The 22,989-nt window shown below is 50.8% G+C and carries 21 protein-coding genes; 17 read left to right on the forward strand and 4 right to left on the reverse strand.

Translation table 11 applies throughout. The annotated features are described in order from the left end of the window. The first annotated feature begins 533 nt into the window (after positions 1-533). The 12 genes from AABB92_RS12985 (at position 534) to AABB92_RS13040 (ending at position 10,058) form a co-directional block, all read left to right on the forward strand. On the forward strand, positions 534-1,382 hold the full coding sequence (locus AABB92_RS12985) for a flagellin N-terminal helical domain-containing protein (RefSeq protein ID WP_031374890.1): 849 nt from the start codon (positions 534-536) through the stop codon (positions 1,380-1,382). Positions 1,383-1,579: 197 nt separating this feature from the next. Beyond that, positions 1,580-2,884: a flagellar filament capping protein FliD gene (gene fliD / locus AABB92_RS12990; RefSeq protein WP_031374889.1), complete on the forward strand. Its 1,305-nt coding sequence runs from the start codon at positions 1,580-1,582 to the stop codon at positions 2,882-2,884. Between the two features lie 16 nt (positions 2,885-2,900). Then, positions 2,901-3,296 (forward strand): flagellar export chaperone FliS, encoded by a 396-nt coding sequence (fliS, locus tag AABB92_RS12995; RefSeq protein ID WP_031374888.1) that lies wholly within the window; start codon positions 2,901-2,903, stop codon positions 3,294-3,296. Beyond that, positions 3,289-3,594 (forward strand): flagellar protein FliT, encoded by a 306-nt coding sequence (fliT, locus tag AABB92_RS13000; protein ID WP_031374887.1) that lies wholly within the window; start codon positions 3,289-3,291, stop codon positions 3,592-3,594. The genes fliS and fliT overlap by 8 nt, the downstream gene beginning before the upstream one ends. Beyond that, a complete protein-coding gene (locus tag AABB92_RS13005) occupies positions 3,594-4,643 on the forward strand; it encodes a flagellar hook-length control protein FliK (RefSeq protein WP_052720651.1) in 1,050 nt (349 codons plus the stop codon). Before fliT ends, AABB92_RS13005 begins: the two co-directional genes overlap by 1 nt. 11 nt (positions 4,644-4,654) lie before the next feature. Further along, entirely contained in the window at positions 4,655-5,122 is a 468-nt protein-coding gene (locus tag AABB92_RS13010) for a flagellar basal body-associated FliL family protein (RefSeq protein ID WP_031374885.1), read from the forward strand. 22 nt (positions 5,123-5,144) lie between these two features. Next, entirely contained in the window at positions 5,145-5,837 is a 693-nt protein-coding gene (locus tag AABB92_RS13015; protein ID WP_031374884.1) for a FliA/WhiG family RNA polymerase sigma factor, read from the forward strand. 7 nt (positions 5,838-5,844) lie between these two features. Further along, positions 5,845-6,708 carry a flagellar motor stator protein MotA gene (motA, locus tag AABB92_RS13020; protein ID WP_031374883.1) on the forward strand — a complete coding sequence of 288 codons (864 nt, stop codon included), beginning with the start codon at positions 5,845-5,847 and terminating at the stop codon, positions 6,706-6,708. Beyond that, positions 6,708-7,625 carry a putative lateral flagellar export/assembly protein LafU gene (gene lafU / locus AABB92_RS13025; RefSeq protein WP_031374882.1) on the forward strand — a complete coding sequence of 306 codons (918 nt, stop codon included), beginning with the start codon at positions 6,708-6,710 and terminating at the stop codon, positions 7,623-7,625. Before motA ends, lafU begins: the two co-directional genes overlap by 1 nt. Before the next feature lie 191 nt (positions 7,626-7,816). Further along, positions 7,817-8,401, forward strand: coding sequence for a C40 family peptidase (locus tag AABB92_RS13030; protein ID WP_238585866.1), 585 nt, complete (start codon positions 7,817-7,819; stop codon positions 8,399-8,401). An 81-nt stretch (positions 8,402-8,482) separates the two neighbouring features. Then, a complete protein-coding gene (gene parM, locus AABB92_RS13035; RefSeq protein ID WP_031374880.1) occupies positions 8,483-9,532 on the forward strand; it encodes a plasmid segregation protein ParM domain-containing protein in 1,050 nt (349 codons plus the stop codon). Further along, positions 9,525-10,058: a hypothetical protein gene (locus tag AABB92_RS13040; protein ID WP_031374879.1), complete on the forward strand. Its 534-nt coding sequence runs from the start codon at positions 9,525-9,527 to the stop codon at positions 10,056-10,058. The genes parM and AABB92_RS13040 overlap by 8 nt, the downstream gene beginning before the upstream one ends. 338 nt (positions 10,059-10,396) lie before the next feature. On the opposite strand, the gene AABB92_RS13045 is transcribed toward AABB92_RS13040, so the two are convergent. Further along, positions 10,397-11,266, reverse strand: a complete 870-nt coding sequence (locus AABB92_RS13045; RefSeq protein WP_031374878.1) for a LysR family transcriptional regulator — start codon at positions 11,264-11,266, stop codon at positions 10,397-10,399. 101 nt (positions 11,267-11,367) lie between these two features. On the opposite strand from AABB92_RS13045, the gene AABB92_RS13050 reads away from it, so the two are divergent. Then, a complete protein-coding gene (locus tag AABB92_RS13050; RefSeq protein WP_031374877.1) occupies positions 11,368-12,330 on the forward strand; it encodes an NAD(P)H-dependent flavin oxidoreductase in 963 nt (320 codons plus the stop codon). Positions 12,331-12,680: 350 nt separating this feature from the next. After that, entirely contained in the window at positions 12,681-14,033 is a 1,353-nt protein-coding gene (locus AABB92_RS13055; RefSeq protein WP_031374876.1) for an esterase-like activity of phytase family protein, read from the forward strand. A gap of 735 nt (positions 14,034-14,768) precedes the next feature. Here AABB92_RS13055 and AABB92_RS13060 read toward each other — a convergent pair. Beyond that, on the reverse strand, positions 14,769-15,473 hold the full coding sequence (locus AABB92_RS13060; RefSeq protein WP_031374875.1) for an MBL fold metallo-hydrolase: 705 nt from the start codon (positions 15,471-15,473) through the stop codon (positions 14,769-14,771). Beyond that, complete coding sequence (locus AABB92_RS13065) at positions 15,474-17,093, reverse strand: PTS transporter subunit EIIC (RefSeq protein ID WP_031374874.1); 1,620 nt, start codon at positions 17,091-17,093, stop codon at positions 15,474-15,476. It lies immediately after the preceding gene. Between the two features lie 176 nt (positions 17,094-17,269). Here AABB92_RS13065 and AABB92_RS13070 point away from each other — a divergent pair, with 176 nt between their 5' ends. Further along, positions 17,270-18,031 (forward strand): DeoR/GlpR family DNA-binding transcription regulator, encoded by a 762-nt coding sequence (locus tag AABB92_RS13070; RefSeq protein ID WP_031374873.1) that lies wholly within the window; start codon positions 17,270-17,272, stop codon positions 18,029-18,031. Positions 18,032-18,048: 17 nt separating this feature from the next. Next, positions 18,049-19,443 (forward strand): M24 family metallopeptidase, encoded by a 1,395-nt coding sequence (locus tag AABB92_RS13075; RefSeq protein WP_031374872.1) that lies wholly within the window; start codon positions 18,049-18,051, stop codon positions 19,441-19,443. Between the two features lie 538 nt (positions 19,444-19,981). Here the strand turns inward: AABB92_RS13075 and AABB92_RS13080 are convergent. Further along, positions 19,982-20,851 (reverse strand): AraC family transcriptional regulator, encoded by an 870-nt coding sequence (locus tag AABB92_RS13080; protein ID WP_089562214.1) that lies wholly within the window; start codon positions 20,849-20,851, stop codon positions 19,982-19,984. A 710-nt stretch (positions 20,852-21,561) separates the two neighbouring features. Between AABB92_RS13080 and AABB92_RS13085 the strand changes: the two genes are divergently transcribed. Then, the gene (locus AABB92_RS13085; RefSeq protein ID WP_031375211.1) at positions 21,562-22,971 is read left to right on the forward strand and encodes a sugar porter family MFS transporter; all 1,410 of its coding nucleotides are present in this window, start codon (positions 21,562-21,564) and stop codon (positions 22,969-22,971) included. Positions 22,972-22,989 lie beyond the last annotated feature (18 nt).

The raw sequence follows: 22,989 nt of genomic DNA on the forward strand, positions 1-22,989 counted from the left end.
AGAGGTCAGGGGATTAAACGCGAGAACATGCGGTGTGCAGGGAGAGTTTAATCCAGCGATTTAGGCCCTTTCTTAGGCGTATTTAGGAAGTTTCTCTTCCGGGGCCCATTTTTACGCGATAAAAATGTGATATGCAACGAATTAATAAACCAATAAACGAGGCGGGTATTAATGCTTTTCGTTAAACGTTAAATGACGTGGTGTATTGTTCGATTTATTAACAATTGACTTTGGCATGTAAATAAAATGTTCTTAATGACCTTGTGCAAATGAGATGCTTTTCATTTTTTGAATAAAAAACGTTATAAAATGTCATGCTGATTTAAGTCGGGATGGGAATGTGCCGCTTTATCTTTCTCCCTTTTGCTTAATATTATTTCCCGGCATGGTTTGCATCTTTTATATATCCGTTATCCTCAGCCACCATCGCAAAATATTTTTATCCTGGATTTAATTCTTCGCTGGGGTGTGTCGTTTTACATGAGTACCAGAGAGAAGAACCTGGCAGACAGGTTCAAAAAGGAGAATACAAAATGGCACTTTCTATTTTTACTAACGCCTCTTCAATGGCTTCCGTTAACGCGCTGAATAAATCCAACAGCATGCTCTCCACCGCAATGGAGCGTCTGGGTACCGGTAAACGCATTAACTCTGCTGCGGATGATGCTGCAGGCCTGCAGATCGCTACCCGTCTTCAGGGTCAGACTAACGGCATGGCCGTTGCACAGCGCAACATCTCTGATGCCACTGCACTGCTGCAGACTGCTGAAGGCGCGTTCGACGAAGTCAGCAACATCATGTACCGCATGAAAGACCTCGCGACTCAGTCAGCGAACGACACTAACGGCCCGGAAGATCGTAAAGCGCTGCAGTCTGAAATGGACGAGCTGAACAGCGAACTGAACAACATCATGAATAACACCAAATATGCCGGTGAGAGCCTGTTCGCGAGCGGCGGTAAATTCACTGCCGCAATGAACTTCCAGATTGGTGCATCCGAAGGTGAAAGCCTCAAGGTTGATGTCAGCGCTGATCTGACCGCAGTACAAGGCGCAAGCGGCCTGGGTGCCCTGACTACCGCTGACGCACTGACCACCGTTTCTGGCGCTCAGGCGATGATCACCAACATCGAAGGTGCGATTTCTGAGGTGGGTACGCTGCGTTCCAAACTGGGTGCGAACATCAACCGTCTGGGTCACACCGCGGCTAACCTGGCAAACATGAAAGACAACACCGACCTGGCGCTGGGTAACATCCGCGATGCTGACTTCGCCAGCGAAGCATCCAGCATGACCCGTAACCAGATGCTGGCGCAAACCAGCATGTCGATGCTGAAACAGTCCAACAGCATGTCCGGTATGGTGATGTCCCTGCTGGGCTAATCCACTCACCTTTAAAAAAACACCGCTGTAAGGCGGTGTTTTTGTATGCGGCGTTTCCCTTCCTGGTCTTTCCCCTGAGGGGAAACCTTTCTTCCCGCTTAAATATAACATACTGAATCTAAACATTATTAAAACTGGCACAAAGTTTGCTTGTGTTGTGATGTGGCATAGCAACAGGTGCGAAAGGAGAAAAACACATGGCCGATTTTAGCAGTATTGATCCCCAGACTCTGGCTCAGCAGCTGGCGACCTACGACATCGCATCGTTGCAAAACCAGCTGAAGACCAAAACCACCACGATGGATTCGCAGAAGAAAGCCCTCGATGCGTTGAAAACAGCGTTGACCGATTTCCGCACGGCGATGAGCGGGCTGAACAAAACCAACGAAGGGATGCTGAAAAACCTCGTCAGCATGAACCGCGAGGGAATTGCCAACGTCACCGCGCAATCAAATGCGTTGAAGGGCACCTACAACATCGAAGTTGAGGCGCTGGCCTCTGCGCATCAGATCGGTTTTGACAAGATGTCCGACGACAGCATCAAAAATGCGTCGGGCACGATGGATATTACGCTTGGCACTGGCGCGAAAGCCGAAACCATCACCGTGGATTTGACGGATATGGAGAGCCTGAGCGACCTGACCAAAGCCATCAACGGTCATAAAGATAACCCTGGCGTGACGGCATCGCTGATCCGCACCGACGGTGAAGTCACGCTGATGCTAAGCAGTGATGAGAGCGGCGCTAAAAATACCCTCTCCGTGACCAGCCCGACCGGTTTGGATTTCTCTAATCCACAAACAATCTCGAAGGCTGCGGACTCCGTCATAAAGATGGGCGATATGACCTTCACCAACAGCTCCAACACGCTGGATAAGCTGATCGACGGCGTGACCATCGAACTGACCTCGGTCACGGAAGCCAACAAGCCGCTGACCGTTTCGGTAGGGACGGACAGTGCGGGAACGAAAGAACAGCTGCAGACCTTTGTGGATGCCTATAACACCCTGCAGGACACCCTGACCAAACTGACTAAAAGTGGCAACGGCAATGATGAATCCCGCGGGGCTTTTGCCGGTGACGCCACCATGTCCTCACTCGATCGCGAACTGAACGACGTGATGCGTCAGGTATTTGGCGACAAGCGCATGTCTGATTTCGGCATTACCGCCGATCGGGAAGGCAAATTGCAGATTGACGGCAAAAAGCTGGATAAGGCGATCAAAGCTGACCCGCAAAAGCTGAACGATCTGTTTAACGGTAAGGAAGGCATGCTGACGGCGATGGATAAGTCACTTGACCGCTATCTCAACTCGACCAACGGCCTGCTGAAGGGGCGCCAGGAAGTGCTGGATCGTCAGCAGAGCGACATTGATACCAAAACCGAAGCGATGAATGCGCGCTATGAAAGCTCTTACAACCGCTATCTGAAGCAGTTTACCCAGCTGCAAAAAGCGATGGCGCAGATGAATAACACCATGGGCATGTTTGGTTTAGCTTAAGGAAACAACCACTTCTATGTACGGGAACGAACAGCAGGGTTATAGCCACTATCAACAATCCGATCTGGCTATTCAGGCCGCCGCAGCAAATCCACATCAGCTGGTGTTGATGCTGTTTCACGGCCTGATGGATGAGCTGGTGCGGGCAAAAAGTCATATTGCTGCGCGTCGATACGATCGCAAGGTGCAGAGCATTAATAAATGCATCGACATTCTGAACGCCCTGACCAGCTCGCTGGATTTTGACAAGGGCGGAGAGCTGGCGTTAAGCCTGGCCAATCTTTATGACTACTGTGTTTATCGTCTCTACGATGCCAGCCACAAACTCTCCGTCGCCAGCGTGGAAGAGGTGGAAGTGATCCTCCGCAACCTGCAGGACGGCTGGGAAAGAATGGGGCAGCAGAATGGATGATATTCAGGTTATGCGTTTTCTGGCGCGTTCCCTGGAGCAGGCGGCCAGCCAGCACGACTGGCCGACCATGCAGGACGTTGACGCACAGATTGCGGCACTGCTGAGCTCGCTGAAAGGGCAACCGATAAGCACGGAAAAACGTGAAGCGCTGGCTGCACTGCGGCAGGTACACCTTCGGGTGAATCATTTCTGCCAGGCACAAAGCGATGAGCTGGAAAAGCAGCTCGCACGCACGCGTCGTAACCGGGAAGGGGCCGCGGCCTACGCGCAGTTTTCCAGCGCAGAGGAACGGGGTTAATGGATCTGTTGCTTTCACAAATGACGCCGGTTCCGGCGGCTACTGATCCTGTCAACGCCTCCCCGGTGCTGCCCGCGTTTAGTAATGCGGGCGAAATGCCTGCGGCTTTTGACGCCTCAGGTCAGGCGCAACCGGGTTTCAGCGATGCGCTGCTCAACATCATTAACGTTTTGATTGGCGGTGAGCAGCAGCGGGACACTGCTATGGTGCTGGCGGAGGTGAAATCTCCCGACGATGAACAGACGGAGAAGCAGGCCGACGCCACCCGCGATATTAACGATCCAGACGGCTCGCCACAGCAGCTGCTGGACGCACTGCTGATGGCAAGCCAGCTGCCCGCCAGGACGCTTAATGCCTCTGCCACGCTTATGCCGCAGCCCGGCAATGCGTTGACGATGCAAAATATCACGGCGGGGCAAACAACCCTGACGACACCGCGCGCCGCTCCTGCGCAGCCCGCGTTAGTTGACGTCGCGCCAGAACCGCTTGTTCAGGGCATAAAACCGGCGGTGGCGGATCTCACTAAACCGTTGATGACGATGATGCCTGCGACGGGACAGCCCGTTGTGCCTCAGACGTTCACTCACGCGTCAGAGAAACAGACGCTGAATCTGCCGTCGATCACCCTGGATGCCGACGAGGCGAAATGGGCGCAGCAGCTACACAGCGCCCTCAACGATCGTTTGCAGCTCCAGGTCAGAAACCAGGTGCAGCATGCCACCATCCGGCTCGATCCGCCCGAAATGGGCAAAGTAGATATCTCCCTGCAGATCGAAAACGGACGCATGCAGGTGCATATCAGCGCCAGCAACGGGGAAACCTACCGCGCGCTGCAGCAAATCAGCACCGAATTGCGCCAGAGCCTGACGGAACAGAATTTCGTTCAGGTGAATGTGCAGGTTTCTTCCCAGTCGGGACAATCGCAACAGGGTCGTGAACAGCAGCATGCGCAGGTGCCGCCAGAGAGTCCGATCGCCGGGGCAGACATTGCCGCCGACGAGGCGAGGGCGGCACTCAACAAAGACGACTCAGTATTACTTACGGTGTAAACAGACTCATTATGACTATAAAAACATTTTCATTAGGACTGGTGATTGCCCTAATCGCCGCCATTTTTGCCGCCGTACTGACCGTCCTCGGCACACATTATTTAAACCAGGATAAAGGCAAGCTCTCCAGCCTCACCAGCCTTTTCAGCGCTTCCGAAGAGACCCCGGTGGAGTTCGTGGAGATCAAGAACGTCGTCATCACCCTGAAAAGCCATCGCGATGCAGAACGATATTTGCTGCTGGAGCTGGCGCTGACCACGCACTCGCCGGCCGATGCCCGCCGTGCGAATGAACTTTCCCCCGCCATTCGCGGCGCAACGGTCAACCTGCTGTCGGCGATGGAATACGACGCGGTACGCAGCATGAACGTGGAATTACTGCGTGACAAGCTGATGCAGGCTTACAGCGAACGCTTTCAGAGTCTGAATACGCGGATGCCGTTTAACGACGTGATCATCAGCAAAATGGTTTTCCAGTAAGTCGCGGCAGTTGATGGAAATGATGGATTTTATTGCTGATGACTCGCTGACACCCGCTGATGAAGCGCGTTACGTCAACGCTTACCTGCCGCTGGTTCACCGGGTGGTGAAACAGCTCGCGTGGCAAACCAGCAGTGTAATGGACAAAGAGGACATGGAGCAAATTGCGCTGATGGGCCTGTTGTCATCGCTGCGGCGCTACGGTCATCCCGACGAACAGTTTGGCGCGTATGCGGCCCAGCGCATTCGCGGCGCCGTGCTCGACGAACTGCGCGAGCTGGACTGGCGTCCGCGTCGATTGCGGCAGAAAAGCCACAAGCTCAATGACGCAATTCGGGATCTCACCCGCGTGCTTGGCAGAACGCCGAGCTTTGAAGATCTGAATGCGCAGCTTTCCATTACCGCAGAGGAGTACCACGAGTATTTGCTGCTGGACTGCGCGAAGACGCTGGAGAGCCTTGATGATTTATTGAGCGACGATGCCCTGAACGGCACGCTAAATACACGTTCGCTGGAAGATGAAATGGTCACCAGCGGTACGTTACGGGCTGCGCTGGCAAGTCTTGATGAGCGTGAGCAGATGATTCTCACGCTCTATTACCAGCAGGAAATGAGCTTAAAAGAAATTGCGTTAGTCCTCGATCTCACCGAGGCGCGTGTCTGTCAGCTCAATAAAAAGATCGCTCAGAAGATCCAGTGTTTTTTTCAGAAGTGAAAGGTATATGCAAAAGTTTCTCGGTATTTTCATTATTTTCGCCTGCGTGGTAGGCGGTTTTCTTATGTCCGGTGGGCGTCTGGCCTCGTTCTGGCAGCCCGGTGAGATCATCATTATTCTCGGGGCGGGTCTTGGGGCGATGGTGCTGGCGAATCCTAAACCGGTTCTGGCGGAAATGTATCGCCAGTTTCGCGGCATCATGCGCAAAAACGAATATACCGATGAGTATCAGCGTCAGCTGCTGATGCTGCTGTATGAACTGCTTGAGCTGGTTCAGGATGGGGGGCTGAAGGTGCTGGATGAGCACATCGAAGTTCCGGAAAGCAGCCCGCTGTTTCAAAAGTACCCGCTGATTCTGCAAAACAAAGCGATCATCACTTTTATTGCGGATAACTTCCGTCTGATGGCGATGGGCAAGATTAACGAGCATGAGCTGGAAGGGCTGCTGGAGCAGGAGCTGGTGGCGATGGAAGAGAACCTTCTTCAGCCGTCCCGCTCACTGCAGCGTACCGCCGAAGCCATGCCGGGCTTTGGTATCTGTGCGGCGGTGCTGGGCATCATCATTACCATGCAATCCATCGACGGGTCTATTGCGGTGATCGGTGTGAAAGTGGCCGCCGCGCTGGTGGGAACGTTCCTCGGTGTTTTCTTCTGCTACTGCTTGATGGATCCGGTGGCAAACGCCATGGAGCAGCGCACCAAAAAGCAGATGGCGGTGATCGAGTGCGTGCGTACCGTGCTGGTGAACCATGTCGCCGGAAAACCGACGCTGCTGGCGGTAGACGCCGGCCGCAAAATGCTGCCGCTTGATTCAAAACCAACCTTTGCCACGCTTGATGGCTGGGTGAATCAGATGACAGGTGAGTCCTGATGCGTGGCGGTCGCGGAAAAGAACACACCACGATCATCAAACGCTCCTCGCGCAAAAGCCATGACGCGTTTCATGGCGGCGCGTGGAAGGTGGCCTTTGCCGACTTTACGCTGGCAATGATGGCGCTGTTCATGGTGCTGTGGATCATGGGGTCGGTAACCGAAGAGGAGCGTAAAGAGATCGTCTCCCAGCTTAACGGTCAGTCGATTTTTGACGGGCATACCCTGTCGCCTATCACCCAGCCGCACGGAATGGGCGGCAAGCTTGCCGTGACGGAGAAACGCGACAGTGAAGCACAGAAAAAGCAGCGCGATGACGTCACGCCCGCAACGAAGGTCAGAGGCGAAAGCCTGGATGAGGTGAAATCGCGTTCGCAGAACGAGATCGAAGATCTCGCACGCATCATCATGAAGATCACCTCCGCCTATGATGCCCAGTCAAACCTGCAAATTGAGATTGTGCCGCAGGGGTTGCGCATCCTGATTACCGACGATCGGAAACGTGAAATGTTCCAGCGCAGCAGCGCGATTCTGACGCCGTTCTTCACACGGTTGCTCACGGAATTCGCCCCGGAGCTGAATAAAATCGACAACAAGATCATTATCACCGGCCATACGGACGCGACGCGTTTCCGCGATCAGGATCTCTATAACAACTGGAACCTTTCTGGCGAGCGCGCGATGCAGGCCCGTAAGGTGTTGACCCGCGCCGGATTGGACCAAAGCAAGATTTTACAGGTTAGCGGAATGGCCGATCAGATGCTGATCGATCCGGATAACCCCCTTAGCTCATCGAATCGCCGCATTGAGATCATGGTCCTTACCCAGTCGGCCAGCGAATCGCTGTATCAGTTCTTTGGCCAGCACGGTGAAAAGGTGATCAAGCCGATCGTCGACAGACTCTCGCAAAAGCACTAAATGGTTTCACGATGTTCAGCTTTATTCAGATCCATAAACCGGCCTACAGAGCGCTCTTCGTCGCGCTGACCCTGGCATTTTGCGCCGCCACTGAGGCCGCGCCACGCACCCAGACGATGTCCGCGGCGGAAAAAGACGAGGCGTTAAAGACCAGGATGCGGAACCGCGAGCTGCTGCTCAGGAAAAACCGTATGCGCCTTGCCGTGGTGCCTGTTACCCCGGAACAGAAGCTGCATGAGGCTGAAAAGCGCCGTCTCGAACGCCAGCAAAACCGTGAATGGCTGGCGATGCACTCACGCTGGCAGCCAGGAAGGTTGTCCACCGATATGATCTGGGATCCGCTGCCCGGCGAGACGATCAGCCCGCGGCTGCAGGCCTCGTTAAGACAGGTGATCGTCCAGCTGAAAAAGCAGTTAGGCAAACCTTATGTCTGGGGCGGGCAATCGCCGGAGCAGGGGTTTGACTGTAGCGGGCTGGTCTTTTACGCCTTTAATCCGGTGTTAAGCCGCAACCTGCCGCGCACCGCCAACGCGATGTTCCAGGACCGAACCTTGCATCCTGTGCGGCAGGAAAAATTACGCCATGGCGACCTGGTGTTTTTCAATATTAACCAGCGTCCCGGAGCCGACCATGTCGGCGTGTATATCGGGAACGGTGAATTTATCGAAGCACCGCGAACCGGTTTGAACATTCGCGTCAGCCAGCTTTCTGATGCCTTCTGGCAGAATCACTACCTGGGTGCCCGCCGGATATTAACTGAAGAGGCCGTGCTGTAACGGCCTGACGCTGAATACCCCTTCAAGGTATGCGCCGCCAGGGATGGCCCCCTTATTTAGAGATTGACTGAGATACTTTTCATGAACCAGATGCGTAAAAAATTCGCCATTGATGATGGCTCCACCAACGTAAAAATCAGCTGGATTGAAAACGGCAGCCTGAAAACGGTCGTTTCCCCAAACTCATTCCGTAAAGAGTGGAAAAGCGCGGCCCTGCTGCGTGGTCAGTCGGTGTATAACTACACCATCGGCACCACCAAATATACCTACGACGCCACCTCTGATAAGGCGTTGTCGACCACCCACATCGACTATCAATATGATGATTTAAACCTGCTGGCGGTGCATCATGCGCTGCTGCAAACCGGCGTCGTGCCGTGCGACGTGGAAGTGATCGTCACCTTACCGATTACCCAGTTTTATAACCCGGATGACTGCCAGCGTAACGAAGAGCGTATTGAAGCTAAACGTAAAAATCTGATGCGCGATATCACGCTGAATAAAGGCGAGCTGTTCCGCATTGTGGACGTGCAGGTGATGCCTGAAAGTCTGCCGGCGGCGCTGTCGCACCTTCTCAATTCGAGCGTCAACGAATTTACCAAATCGCTGGTGATTGACTGCGGCGGTACCACGCTGGATATGGGGATTATCGTAGGCGAGTTTGATGATGTCTCGGCGATTTACGGTAACAACGAAATCGGCGTGGCGATGGTCACCGATGCTACGCGTAAGCTGCTGGCGGCGGCGGACAGTGATTCAAGCTATCTGGTGGCGAATGAGCTTATCAAGCGCCGCCAGGATCTGGATTTCGTAAAAAGCGTGATTAACGATGAATCCCGTATCGATGAGATCCTTGAGAAGATTGAAATCAAAATCCAGGAACTGGGTGACCAGGTGGCTTACGAAGCGAAGAAGTTTGCCAAAAACCCGAACCGGGTTTATCTGGTCGGTGGCGGCGCGCATCTGATTGAAGGCGCGGTCCGCGAGGCTTACGCGACCCTCGGGGAACGCGTGATCACTATTGAAAATCCGCAAAGCGCCCTGTCTCGCGAAATCTGCCTTTATCATTCCGACACCGGTGCCCGGGACATTGAAGAACCCTTGATGGCCGAGGTTGGCGAGGATGCATAAGGGGCAGATCCGGCGGGTTAATCTCTCCCTTCACCTGACGCCGGAGCAGTCGCACGCGGATTTGCGTGCGATGCAGCAGCTACAGCAGTGGCACCAGTCGGTGGGGCAGTCGGACAACGTGGATGATTCAAATATGACCATCCGCGCTTTTCACCGCGATGTTTACCTGGCGGGACTCCAGCTGTTTCTGATGGACCCTGCGCGATGTCATCATGTGGCTGAGTCGCTGGGACGTGACAATCTCAGCTTTGAAACACTGCTGAAGGAGCTTCAGCCCCAGCAGCAGATGCAGATGCAGCCTCAGGCTGATGAATCGTCAGTGCAGCTGGCGGAGTTACAGAAAATTCGTGAAGAGATCGCCGCGCTCAGGCCGCTGATGGAACAGCAAAAACTCGCCCTGCAACAGTTACGTTTGACCGCGAAAAGCAGCAGCCCGGCAGCAGCTGAACGCGATAATGTGGAAGTGAGTAAGGTCGATGCACCGCTAGAAAAAATGCAAAAAATCCGACAAAAAGGGATCTTCTGAGGTTATTCCGCAGGCCGGGCGAGGTGCCGCCCGGCTGCCCGGCTTAAAGACGCCGCGCAACGGGATAATTACACCAGGCCGCCAGAGGGCAGTTTTTTGCTTGTGGCGAGACGTCAGCTATCTGTAACTTATCGCGTTACTCACTCCCTGCCTTGAGCAAAGCTGTCGCAGCAGCAGCAGCAGATGATGATGCGGCAAATGCGTTGCATCCTGATTGAAGCCTGACAGTGGCGTTCGACATCATGTCGCTGGAGCACCATAACGGGTGCGTGCCGATGGATCGGTTTGAACGTTTAATCAGCCAGCAGCTATCTGAAGCACGTCATTTTGCTAACACATCACTTCAGCTTTTCCGTCCATTCGGTACAAAAATCCAGATACACTCGCACCAGGGTTGACGGATGTTTATGGCGGGCATAGACCAGGTGCAGCGGGAGGCTTTGCGTGGCTATCCCGGGTAATAGCTGTATCAGTTCACCGCTTTCCAGCCAGGGCCGGACAGATATATTCAGCAGCTTTGCGATACCCATTCCCTGCAGAGCATAATGAAGTAATCCCTGCACGTTATTAGTGGTAAAGAAGGGCGCGTATTTTACTTTTTCCGCTTCCGCGTTCCATTCAAAAAAACCACGATTCAGCGTTTCCCAGGCAACAATCGGTAGCCGGGCCATTTCAGCCAGCGTCTTTGGGGTGCCGTGACGTGCCAAAAATGCAGGGCTGGCCACAAACACCGTTTCCATATTCATGACGGGCTTAGCGATCACGTCATCGGTTTTTAACTCGCCCATTCTCAGCGCCACATCGATACCATCTTCGAACAAATCGACCACCCTTTCGCTGGAATGACAAAACAGGGTGATATCAGGATAACGTTGCTGAAATGCGATCAGTAAATCCCACCATAGTGAGAACTCAGGCGGGACAGAGAGGCGCAATTTGCCCTGTAGCGTGTGGGCAGAGGTAACAGATTTTTGCGCCTCCTCCAGCAACTCGACACCCAGCCGCGCCTGCTCAAAAAATTGCTGCCCGCGGTGCGTGGGTTTAACGCCCTGGCGTGAGCGATCCAGTAGCTGGACATGCAGGGCCTGCTCAAGCTCATTAATTTTTCGGCTTAGGGTAGAGATCGGTACGCCCATTCGCTCACTGGCGGCAGAAAAACTGCCGGCATTCACTACGGCGATGAACAATTTCGTTGCGTTAAAATCCATTGTTCTTTCCATATATGGGCATCAGATTTCTATTTTTGGCGATTCCATTCCATTATGTAAAGCGTAACATTTTGCCTGTGTAATTTTCTGCAGGAGCAAAAATGAATAACCGCGTCACTAAAATCCTGAATATTCGCTATCCACTCATTCAGGCACCGTTGTATTTCCTGACCAATGCGGAACTGGTCGCTGCCGTTTCAAATGCTGGCGGGCTGGGTACGCTGGGCCCACACGCCGGCCAGGAAAGCCTGCCGGGATCGCGTTATGTGGCACTGGACCGCATGCGGGAGGAGATCCGAAAAGTTAAAAAGCTGACCAGCAAACCTTTTGCCGCCACCGTGCTCAACGGCCCGGATATGGGTTTCTGGCGGCCCACCGCAGAAATGCTGGTTGAAGAAGGCGTGGAAGTGGTGCTGATCAACGAGCTGCTGGAAGCTGAAATTTTTGATTTCTTAAAAAGCCACGGCATTAAAATCCTTTATCGCGCCCTGACGCCGACCGTCGCTAATTCAAAAGAAGCCGAACGATTAGGGGCCGACATCATCATCGCCACCGGCTTTGACGAAGGGGGAACCGTGCCGACCCGGGTGATCGGGACCTTCAGCATCGTTCCAATGATTGCGGATAGCGTAAAAGTCCCGGTCATCGCGGCCGGTGGTATTGGCGATATCCGCGGCGTGCGTGCCGCACTGGCTCTGGGGGCGGAAGGTGTTTATGCGGGCAGCCTGTTTTTAACGGCGGTCGAGAACCCCGCCGCTGAGAAAGTCAAACGACTGATCGTCGACTCCACGGCGGAAGATTTGCTGCTGTTCCGCACGCTGCCGGCTTATTACCGTACCTTACCTACCGATCTGACTCCTGCGCTGGCAGAACTGGATGCGCAGGGCACCGATCGTGATGCCATGTTTAAGGCGATGAACGGTTACCACTCGCTGTGGCAGGCCATGAGACTCGGTAATTTTGACCAGGGCATCGTGTCCACCGGGACCGGTATATCTGTCATCAAATCCATTCGTCCGGCGGCAGAGATTGTTTCCGACCTGATGCAGGACTTTAATGAATAACAGTACGCCGTTAACGCAGTTGTCACCAGGCAGCACGCGCTGCCTGACAGGGCCGGTGAAAGGTGATGAGGCAAAGCGGGTGATATTCGCTATCAGCAAAGAGAGTAGTTTACCGGTCCGGCGACATACCACCATGAAGACACGACAAACTACCCGTGACCTGAATGATGTTAAGCTCAGCCACAGGTAAAGCCATTTGCCGTACTAGCTGGGCTACCCTCATCACCTCACTATCCCGCAGCTAACGGGGGTGAAATCAGCCTGTTAGCCGCCAGTATTAAGCTGGAATATCATTTTACTGTCATTTTTATTAATTACGATGCTAGCTTCCCCTCATGGATGCTAACAATATGAAAAGAAAAATTATTCCTCTGGTTATCGGTTGTGGATTCTCTTTATCAACGCTAGCGGCGCAACCGCAACACTATATCGTCACTTTTCCCGAAGGTACGCGCGTAAGCTACAGCGGCGCGTTCGCCAGCGCCTTTCCGAATGGGTTGCCGGTGGGGATCGGCTCCGGCTTGCTGTTTACCGGCAAGCAGGGCGACGCGCTCACCTTCGAAACCGTCACCGATCGCGGACCGAATGCCGACTCGCCTGATATGGGTAAAAAGGAGGCGAAAATTTTCGTTACGCCAGACTTCGCCCCGCTGCTGATGAAGATTCGGGTGCAGAACGGCAAAGCGGAGGCCACGGATGCCCGGCCGCTGCATGACGAGAAGGGCAATGTGAACGGCTTGCCGCTACAGGATGGCGTCATCGGCTCAACTAATGAAGTCGCGCTCAGCGATACGTTGAAAGTGCTGCATGGCGATAACCGTGGTCTGGATACGGAAGGCATTACGACGGACGGCAAGGGCGGATACTGGCTGTGCGATGAGTATGGTCCGTTCCTGATTAACGTGGATCAGCGCGGCAGGATCCTGTCGATGCACGGGCCGCAGGCCGCGGAAGGGGAAAAATCGATCGCGGGCGGTCTGCCGAACGTTCTCAAATGGCGTCAGCCAAATCGTGGCTTTGAAGGACTCACCCGCATGCCGGATGGACGCATTATCGCTGCGGTGCAGAGTACGCTGGATATTAACGGTAAAAGTAAAAAGCAGGCGCGCTTTACCCGCCTGGTGAGCTTCGATCCGGCGACCGGGAAAACCGCGATGTACGGTTACCCTATCGACAGTGAGGCTTATGCTAAAAACAACGACGCGAAAATTGGCGATATCGTGGCGCTCGACAATCAACATATCCTGCTGATAGAACAAGGTAGCGGCAAAGACGACGCGATGCGTAACCTTATCTATAAAGTAGATCTGAGCCGGGCTACCGATCTGGCCGCATTCGATAAGCCTGACGAGTACCCGGAGTTTGACGATGAGAAAACGCTGGCGCAGCGCGGCATTAAGCTTGCCGCTAAAACGCGGGTGGTCGATTTACGTCAACTCGGCTGGCAGCAGGAGAAGGCCGAAGGCCTGGCGCTGATCGACAATAAAACGCTGGCAGTCGCCAATGACAACGACTTCGGCGTGAAAATGGTCATGAAAAATCCAGTTGAAGGTAAGAAGCGCAAGGATTATCGGGTGAACGAGCAGGGGACGCTGACGGTCGATGATAAGCCGGTTGCCACCACTATCGGCCTGAAGCCGCTGGAAAAACCCGAGTCGGACAGCGAGTTGTGGATCGTAACGCTGGCGGAACCGCTGAAATAAACGTTCTCCTCACTCTTGGCTGTGTCCGTTAATGACCTGTTGTAAAAGAAACGGATGCAGCCGGTTTTACCGTCATCGGATAATTCCACTAAATTATTTAATAACGGGTGGCGGTACGCCACTAGTCCTTTAACCGATTACACATCTTTTCGCTGCGTTGCCGTTGGTAAGCATCACAGGCGAACGTTGAGCCCTCGTTCGCAGGAATTTTCATCCTATTTTCGGAGGATAATCGCTTTTTCCTTTCTCGTAACAGTGCGTTGCGAAGTGCATGTCCTGCATAAGCTTTGTTGGCCAGTGTCACATAACCACGACGTTATATGTTTCAGTTCCAGCGCCGGACTTCAGTGATATCCACAAGGCGTTCGAGACGGGATGAGCATCCTTGCTTCATCGGGAAAGCCGTAGCGAACATCGTTCAATATGTTTTGGGAAGGCTAATAGTATTTTTGTTCAGGTGATTAAGGGACATAGGCTAATACCGTAACCATAACATCTCTTCAGCGCGGTCTGAAATGTCATCGTCCGCTTCTGGCCCTATACCGAATACTGCGAAGTAATCCGCTTTAGCGACTGTTATCTTTTTAAGCTGAGTTAACGCTGTCCAGAGACTGCTTATCCACCTGGGAAATGCAAGCTGGCCTGTTATGATTTTGTCGAAACATCAGCCCTGAAAATCCTGATGGCATCTGCCATGACAGACGACACCATCAGAAATTCAGGTAGTGAGGTTACTCAGCGGTTGTTTGACTGCCAGTATTTATACGCGACCTTGATGGCTTCATGGGCATCGTTCCCGATTCTGGCGATACCATGACCACCCAGAACCACGGTTGGCCGTAGGTTAAGTTTCCACAGCCTGGCGAAGCTCTCTCCCAGCTTTTCGCCACTGTAAGTCATGTCACCTTTCCAGCCAGTGAATGCCTGATCCCCTTTTTCACCATCCGTAAAGAACATGTCACCAGCAAAGAGCACTTCATCTTCATCGAGATGAACATAATAAATTACGCTGCCATCAGTATGTCCACGCATCGTAAATACCTTGATGCTGAGGCCGCCAACATTAAGGACGGTGTCATTCTCCAGCAAAATATCAGGGCGGCAGGCTGGCATGACATGGTTGGTCTGCGGACTATCAGGACCAAAATTACCGTTAATCAGCATATGGGCGTCGGCTGAACCGACGCAGACTTTTGCGCCTCTGAGCTGAAAATAAGCCGCGCAGCCTGCATGATCGTCATGGCCATGAGTGAGAAGCACGTGCGTGATCTCGTTTTCCGGGATCCCCCAATAGTGTAAGTTCTTGCAGATGGTTTCCTGCGCGCCTGGCACGCTACAGTCAATCAGAGCAAAGCCTCTATCATGCTGAATGGCATAGGCATTGCCGAGCCTGCCGTAAGTCCCCCCTGAAACCATGAATAACTTCTTACGTAACTGCATTTATTTGCTCCCCTGTAATGAACTGATGTACTCATCGAGTTCGGTTTTGATGTGGCCCACGTTAAGACCATAAATAACCTGAACATTATTGCCAGCAACGAAAACACCCGCTGCACCGGTCTGCTTAAGCCGTTCCTTATCGACCTTTTCTCCTGAATGAAGAGACACACGAAGCCGCGTGGCACAGTTATCCAGTTCATCAATGTTATCCAGCCCGCCAAGGCCTTCAATAATCTGTGCTGTGAGCAGTGTCTTCTCACTGATGCAAGCGGCGTCAGTCTGCTCCGGCATTGGTTCGGCAGATTTATTCCGGTCCAGATAGTCCTGCTTTGTATGCAGTTTCACTTCTTCATTGGCATCTTCACGGCCCGGCGTTTTCAGATGCAGCCACTGAATGGTGAAACGGAAGGCAAAATAATAGAGAACAGCAAAAACCACTCCGATAAGCACGATGGGGATCCAGTGCGTGCGATCGTTGCCCGGAATAATGCCGTATATAAAGAAGTCCAGTACCCCACCCGAGAAGGTGTAACCCACACCGGCATCCAGCAGGTTAACGGCAGCAAATGCCAGGCCAGCCAGCACGCAATGGATCCCGAAATAGAGCAGCGGCGAAGCAAACATGAATGAAAATTCAAGTGGCTCTGTGATTCCGGTCAGAAAAGAGGTGACGGCAGTAGAGAACAGCAACCCCTTTGCCCTGGGTTTATTGCGCAAGTAAGCGGTGTGGTACATCGCCAGAGCAGCGGCGGGGAAGCCAAACATCATAACTACGTAATTGCCGGAGTAGAACCTGGCGACTTCCGGGCTGATTACATCCCCGTGGCCCAGTTGCGCAAAAAGGATATTCTGAGCACCTACAACCAACTGACCACCTACCTCAGCAGTACCACCCAGGGCCGTTTGCCAGAACGGCATATAAAAAACGTGATGCAGCCCAGTCGGAATAAGTGCACGGAGTATGAAGCCAAACAAAAATGTCCCGAAAGCGCCCATGTGGGCGATTCCTTCTCCCAGCATAACGATGCCATGTGCTATGAGTGGCCAGATGAAAGCCAGAAGCATGCCGACGATGATAGCGGCAACGGAGGATATTATCGGGATAAAGCGAACGCCAGAGAAGAAAGCGAAGATTTCCGGAAGCTTTATTTTGTAAAGCCGGTTATGCAACCAGGCTACGATCAACCCCATAATGACGCCACCCAGAACGCTGGTATTCATCGTATTCTGGAAGTTCAGAAAATTACTTATAAGCCCAGGCGTTTTCTGCAGATCCGCCAGAACCATAAAGTTTTTAATAGTGCTGGCAAGCGAAGCGTTCATCACAAAATAGGCGATGAGTGCAGAAAGCGCAGCAACCTCTTTGCTGGTTCTGGCAAGCCCAAGAGCAACCGCCACGGCAAACAGCAAGGGTAAAATGCTAAACACAACGTTACCGCTGTCAGTCAGAACAGCCGCATTTTTGAATAGCGTGCCTCCTTCGACCAGCAGCGTGCTACGTTCAGGGTTTGTCAGAGTTGATCCTACGCCGAGCAAAAGGCCAGCCAGCGGCAGAGCGGCAATAGGCAGGACAAAAGATTTACCTATTTTTTGTAATGAATTGAACAAGTTGTTTTCCATAGTGGCATGCCTTGAGAAGAGGGGGTGATGAAAAACTAATCTAATGTTGGTCGAATTCACTATAAGCTCGCAATGCATTTAAATGCAATATGATGCAGATTAAAAGATATTAATGATCACTATATTGCAAATTAATGCAGTCAATGATAGCTTCAGCACCCAGAAGGAGATAACCTATGCTGATTGAAGAAAGATTGAATAAAATTAAGAAAATTATTCAGGAAAACAAAAGCATATCAATTGAAAGCCTCGTATCTAAACTAGACGTTTCCAAGGATACGATCAGAAGAGACCTGATCCGGCTGGAAGAAATGAATGTGGTCAAACGTACGCATGGTGGTGCAGTGATCAACAATCGTGATGCCCTTATTTTTGATTACAGCCAGCGTTCTGAGATTCAAAACCCTGTAAAAGAGCGCATCGCCATTAAGGCGGCTGAGCTCATCAACGATAACAGCAGCGTGATCTTTGACTCATCCACCACAGTGGAGACAGTAATTCCGCATCTGAGCGATAAAAATATCCTGGCAGTTACCAACTCGCTTACAAATGCGAACCGGCTGGCTAGAAATAAAAAATGCGACATCAAAATATTGCCGGGAAACCTTCATAAAGAACAAATGTTCCTGTACGGAAGCGAAACCATACAGAAAATTGAAAAGTATCACGTTGATTACGTTTTGCTTGGCGTATTCGCCATTTCCGATAAAGGGCTTTTTATTCATACAGAAGAAGAAGGTCTCGTCAAAAGGCAGATGGTTATGCAGGGCACAACCGTTATTGCAGTTGCAGATCACACCAAAATCAACACAACGGGATTCTTCAAAGTTTGTGATTTATCGTGGATCAATTATCTGGTGACAGATGAATTGCCGGAAAGCAGTTTTATCCAGTCGCTGCAGGACAATAACGTCGAGTTGATACTGACAAATACTTAAACGTGAGGTAGTACAACATGGTTTCAAGGGCAATCCAGTACGGGCCGACAGCTGCACCTGTTAAATTCACTGAAGTTGAACCTGTCTTTCTGTCTGATGAAACAATTCTGGCGCGGAAAGAGAAAATTCTGGAAGGCATGGAGAATGAAGGTTTCGATACTCTGATAATTTATGCAGACAAGGAGCACGGGGGGAATTTCGAATATCTGACCGGCTTCATTCCTCGCTTCGAAGAAGGTCTGCTGCTACTGGATAAATCAGGTGACTGCACGGTGATTCTCGGTAACGAGAACCTGAAGCTAGCCCGCTTCTCGCGTGTTCCGGTATCACTGGTGCACAGTCCATTCTTTTCCCTGCCAAACCAGCCCATGGAGAATGAAGTACCACTGGAAACCATTTTTAGCAATGCCGGTCTCAATACCAATAAGAAAGTGGGTCTGGCAGGCTGGAAAATGTTTACGCCAGCCGCCGGAAATGGGCGTGATTATTTCGATCTACCGTACTTTATTGTGGATGCAATAAAAAAAACACTCAATAAAGAGGCGGTGCTGGAAAATGCTGTTCACCTTTTTATTGGCGGCCACAGCGGGGCACGAGCAACCTGTAATGCCAATGAAATTGCCCATTATGAGTATGGTGCCAACCTTTCATCTAACTGTATTCTTGACGCCCTCAACGCTGTTGAGCCTGGCATTAGAGAAGTAGAATTGGGGGCTCTTCTCGCATCTGAAGGTCAGTACAATACCGTAGTCACGATTGCCGCAACAGGCCAGCGTTTTGATAAAGCTAATATTTATCCGACATATAAAAAGGTCCAGTCGGGCGATCAGCTTTCGATTACCACAGGATTCAAAGGTGGATTGTCAAGCCGTACTGGCTTTGTGATCGCTGAAGAAAGTGAATTGCCGGAGTCGCAGAAGGACTATCTGGAACGCATGGCAAAGCCGTACTTTTCAGCGGTTGTCGGTTGGCTGGAAAATATCAAAATAGGCATGCCCGGCGGCGCGCTTTACGATCTCATTCAGCAGATTTATCCTAAAGAACGCTACGGCTGGCATCTGAATCCGGGGCACCTCGTTTCTGATGAGGAATGGATGTCATCCCCCATTTTTTATGGCTCCTCAGAGCAGCTTAAAAGCGGCATGATTATGCAGATTGATATCATTCCGTCTGTTCCCGGATATACCGGTGTCAGTGCCGAAGAATGTATTGCACTAGCAGATGCTCAGCTCCAGCAGGATATCCGGAAAGCTTACCCGTCAATGTGGAATCGTATTGAAACGCGCAGAAAATACCTGCGTGAAGAACTGGGCATTAACCTCAGTGAGGAGGTCATTCCACTATCCAATTCTGTTGCTTATCTTCGTCCTTTCTTTTTGAAAAAGAATTTTGCCTTACGCTGTAGTCGGTAATGAATATGACGTAAAAACTGTATTGAGGTGAAAAGTACTATAGGTCCTGCATAATGAGTATGTCAGGAAATCATCCGAACATAGTTGAGTCGGGTGAACAGGCGTTTTATCAAGAGCTATAAAATCCAACTGAAATTTCTGTACAGCACACAACATTCATATACTTATTATTGGGTGTTGCGTGCTGTATTCTGTATGCTGGCTACTAAAGATAAAACCTACTTAATATTAACGAACTGTTCCAGAGGTGTATTATATTGCCCACTTAAGTTGTGCTTTTGCAGGCATCTCTATGAACGCCGGGGTGATTATAGAGATGCCGCCACACAGATCATTCATATAACTCTCGAAGCGATTGTTATTTCATAAAGCCAGACTGCAGCAAGGAATAGCAGAAAAAAGGGGCTGAACTGCGGCAGCTAATCGCACCCACACTAATACCGAACACCATCGTAAAAATTTATTCTTGATCATACCAGTCAAGGTATTTCGGTGCTGCAGGAAACAATAGACCTATGCAGATCATTTTGTCATCCGGTCAGGTTTTAATCTGACCGGTCAGCCAGAATTTTTTATAACGAGCCGGCGGTATGCCGACAAGGTTATGGAATATGCGATGGAAATTATTGACATTATCGTAACCGACAGCGTTAGCTATTTCAGTTATGCCGGACTCGGTACTTAATAATAAATTTTGTGCTTCACCAATACGACGGCGAGTCTGATACTGCTTCGGAGAATAACCAGAATAGTCTTTGAAGGCGTGGGACAAATAAAACTGATTCATATTCAACGTAGTGGCTATAGACATCAGCGCAATATCTTCCTTATAGTGGTTATCTATATACTCTTTAACGCGCTGTCCCAGCAGAATAATAGGTGTTTCCTGCTCGTGTTTGTGCTCCAGCCATAAATTCCGGCAGATTAAAATCAAGACGCCCAGCAGATTATTGCCAATTTCAGCGCTGTACAACTGCTTGCTGCTGACGTGCGACCACATCAGATCAAACAGCTGACCTATCTCATCATAAAACTCACCGCAAGGTATTACCGGCGACTGTGTGCGGGGCGTGAGAACATTTACAGGTAAACCGTCTACTTTCAATTGCTCAACGCCACAGCTATAAATCAATAAGTCTTCCGTTGCTGTTGGGGTTTCGTCATGCAACACATTGGCGTTAAACACTATCAGGTCACCTTTTTTAACGCTGTAACCCCGGCCGTCTATGTTATAGACACCGCTGCCGCCACGAATGAACATGAGTTCGAAGCGGTCGTGGTGCTTGTGCATCACCCGTGGAATCGCCGCCTCACTCCCTTCAGCTTTACAGATAAATGTAAGACGAGGTCGCAGACCGGTTTCAAACCCGCGTGAAGAACAATGTTCATTGAGGCAAAAGGTCAGCATAGGATGCTCCTGTTATCAGATCGCTATTGTTACATTACTGAGCGAACCCGTAATCATCAATGTTGCTTTTTACAATAAATTAACTTACTGATAAATAATATATTTTAAATATTTTTTGGCATGCAACTGCAGGTTGTTGTGATCCAGCGGTGTAAAGCTGAATATCAGGTTGATCTTCGTCACAGTTTAAATCGCACTGTAGCCAGGCCTGGCGAAAAACGGGAGCCTGTGCCGAATTGTCAAAACCCTGCTAATTACAGGGGTTAAACAGACAAAAAAATGAAAAGTCATGAAATTTGCTATTGCTAAGCGTGCCGCATTATTTGACGAGCAGACCAGCTAACACGAGGCTTTATTCTAATCTGCTGGTAGTGAATAAAGATGTTTTTAACTCTCTTCATTCTTGCTATGTCAACGTATAAACCACAGGTTGTGACAATCGTCACCTGAAAAAGGGTTTTTCCTTCGCAATTTTTGATCCTCCGCACGTGGCAGAATGCAGTATCTCAAGGTTGCTGGTATTTAAAATTCTGTTTGATATAACTTCATGGCAACGATAAAGGTGTGTCGAATATTTTATTCATAGACATGAAAAAATAACGTTTCTCTGTATTAAAAAATATTCACTGATATTCAGCTAAATATTATGAGCCTGTCGCGGGTCATTAACTGGCTTGCAGTGGCTTACCTTACAACCAGATGGAACAGATATGTACAATAAAACTCACCTGCAAAACCCTCAAAGAATGAGGATGATAACTATCGTTTCTACCATCGGTGGTTTGTGCTTTGGCTATGATACGGGCGTAATTTCCGGTGCCTTGATCTTCATGAAATATGATTTAAACCTGACTCCGACTCAGGAGGGTTTTATTACCTCATTTCTGTTATTCGGTGCAGCGCTGGGCTCCTTATTTGGTGGCTATCTCTCCGATAAACAGGGGCGCAGAAAAAACCTGCTTTGGGTTGCGATCATTTTTATTTTTGGTGCATTAGGGACTGCCTTTGCATGGGATGTGCCGTCAATGATAGTGGCGCGGTTTATTCTGGGATTAGCCGTCGGGTGTGCCTCGGTAACCGTACCAATATATATATCTGAACTGGCACGTGCCGATCAGCGAGAAAGAATGGTTACGGTCAACGAACTGATGATTGTCACCGGTCAGTTCCTTGCCTATTCGGTCAATGCCGCCATCGTCAATCTCTATCCTGAAATGCAGCACAACTGGCGCATTATGTTAGCCATACCGGCACTTCCTGGCGCCTTATTGTGGATTGGAATGCTGATGATGCCGGAATCCCCACGATTTTTTGTCCGGCGTGGCGAGACGGATAAAGCAAGAAAAGTCCTCAAAACGTTACGTTTGCCGGAAGAGGTGGAACGCGAAATAAAAGAGATACAACAGATAGTCAAAGCCGATGAGGTGAAATTCAATCTATTCGCCGAATTAAAACATCGCTGGGTGGTTCAGCTGGTGTTGATTGGCTTAATGATTGTACTGGCAACGCGCGTCACGGGTGTAAACACCATCATGTATTACGCCCCTACGGTTCTTAAAGCGACCGGCCTTGGTGACGCCGCCGCCGTGACGGGGGCGGTAGCTAACGGCGTTATTTCGGTACTGGCGACGTTACTGGGTATCGCGTTAATTGGTAAACACTCTCGTCGAAAAATGTTCTTTACCGGTCAGGCGGGCGTTACCGTCAGTCTGGTACTGATTGGCGTTGCGTTTAAGCTTTTTTTTCATACCGAAACCATCAATGGAAGCGAAAGCCTGCAGGCTAATTTTGCGCATGCTCCCTACATTATTCTCGGCCTGATGCTGCTTTTCCTGGTATTTATGCAGGGCTGGATCGCGCCCGTTTTCTGGCTGATGTTAGCAGAAATCTATCCGTTAAGAATGCGAGGCGCAGGCATGGGGTTCGCGGTATTTGGTCTGTGGATGTTTGATTTCATGATTCAGTCGATATTCCCCTACCTGTTAAGTCATTACGGCGGTGGAATGACCTTCGGCTTCTTTGGTGCGGCTAACGTCATTATGCTGATCCTGCTGGTGAAATATCTGCCCGAAACCAGTGGCCTGACATTAGAACAGATTGAAAAGAAATTTCGCTTTTAACGCCACTGTAATAGAGGA

Origin of the sequence: Pantoea brenneri, from assembly GCF_038594305.1 — a bacterium.
In the GTDB taxonomy this organism is placed as follows: Bacteria; Pseudomonadota; Gammaproteobacteria; order Enterobacterales; family Enterobacteriaceae; genus Pantoea; species Pantoea brenneri.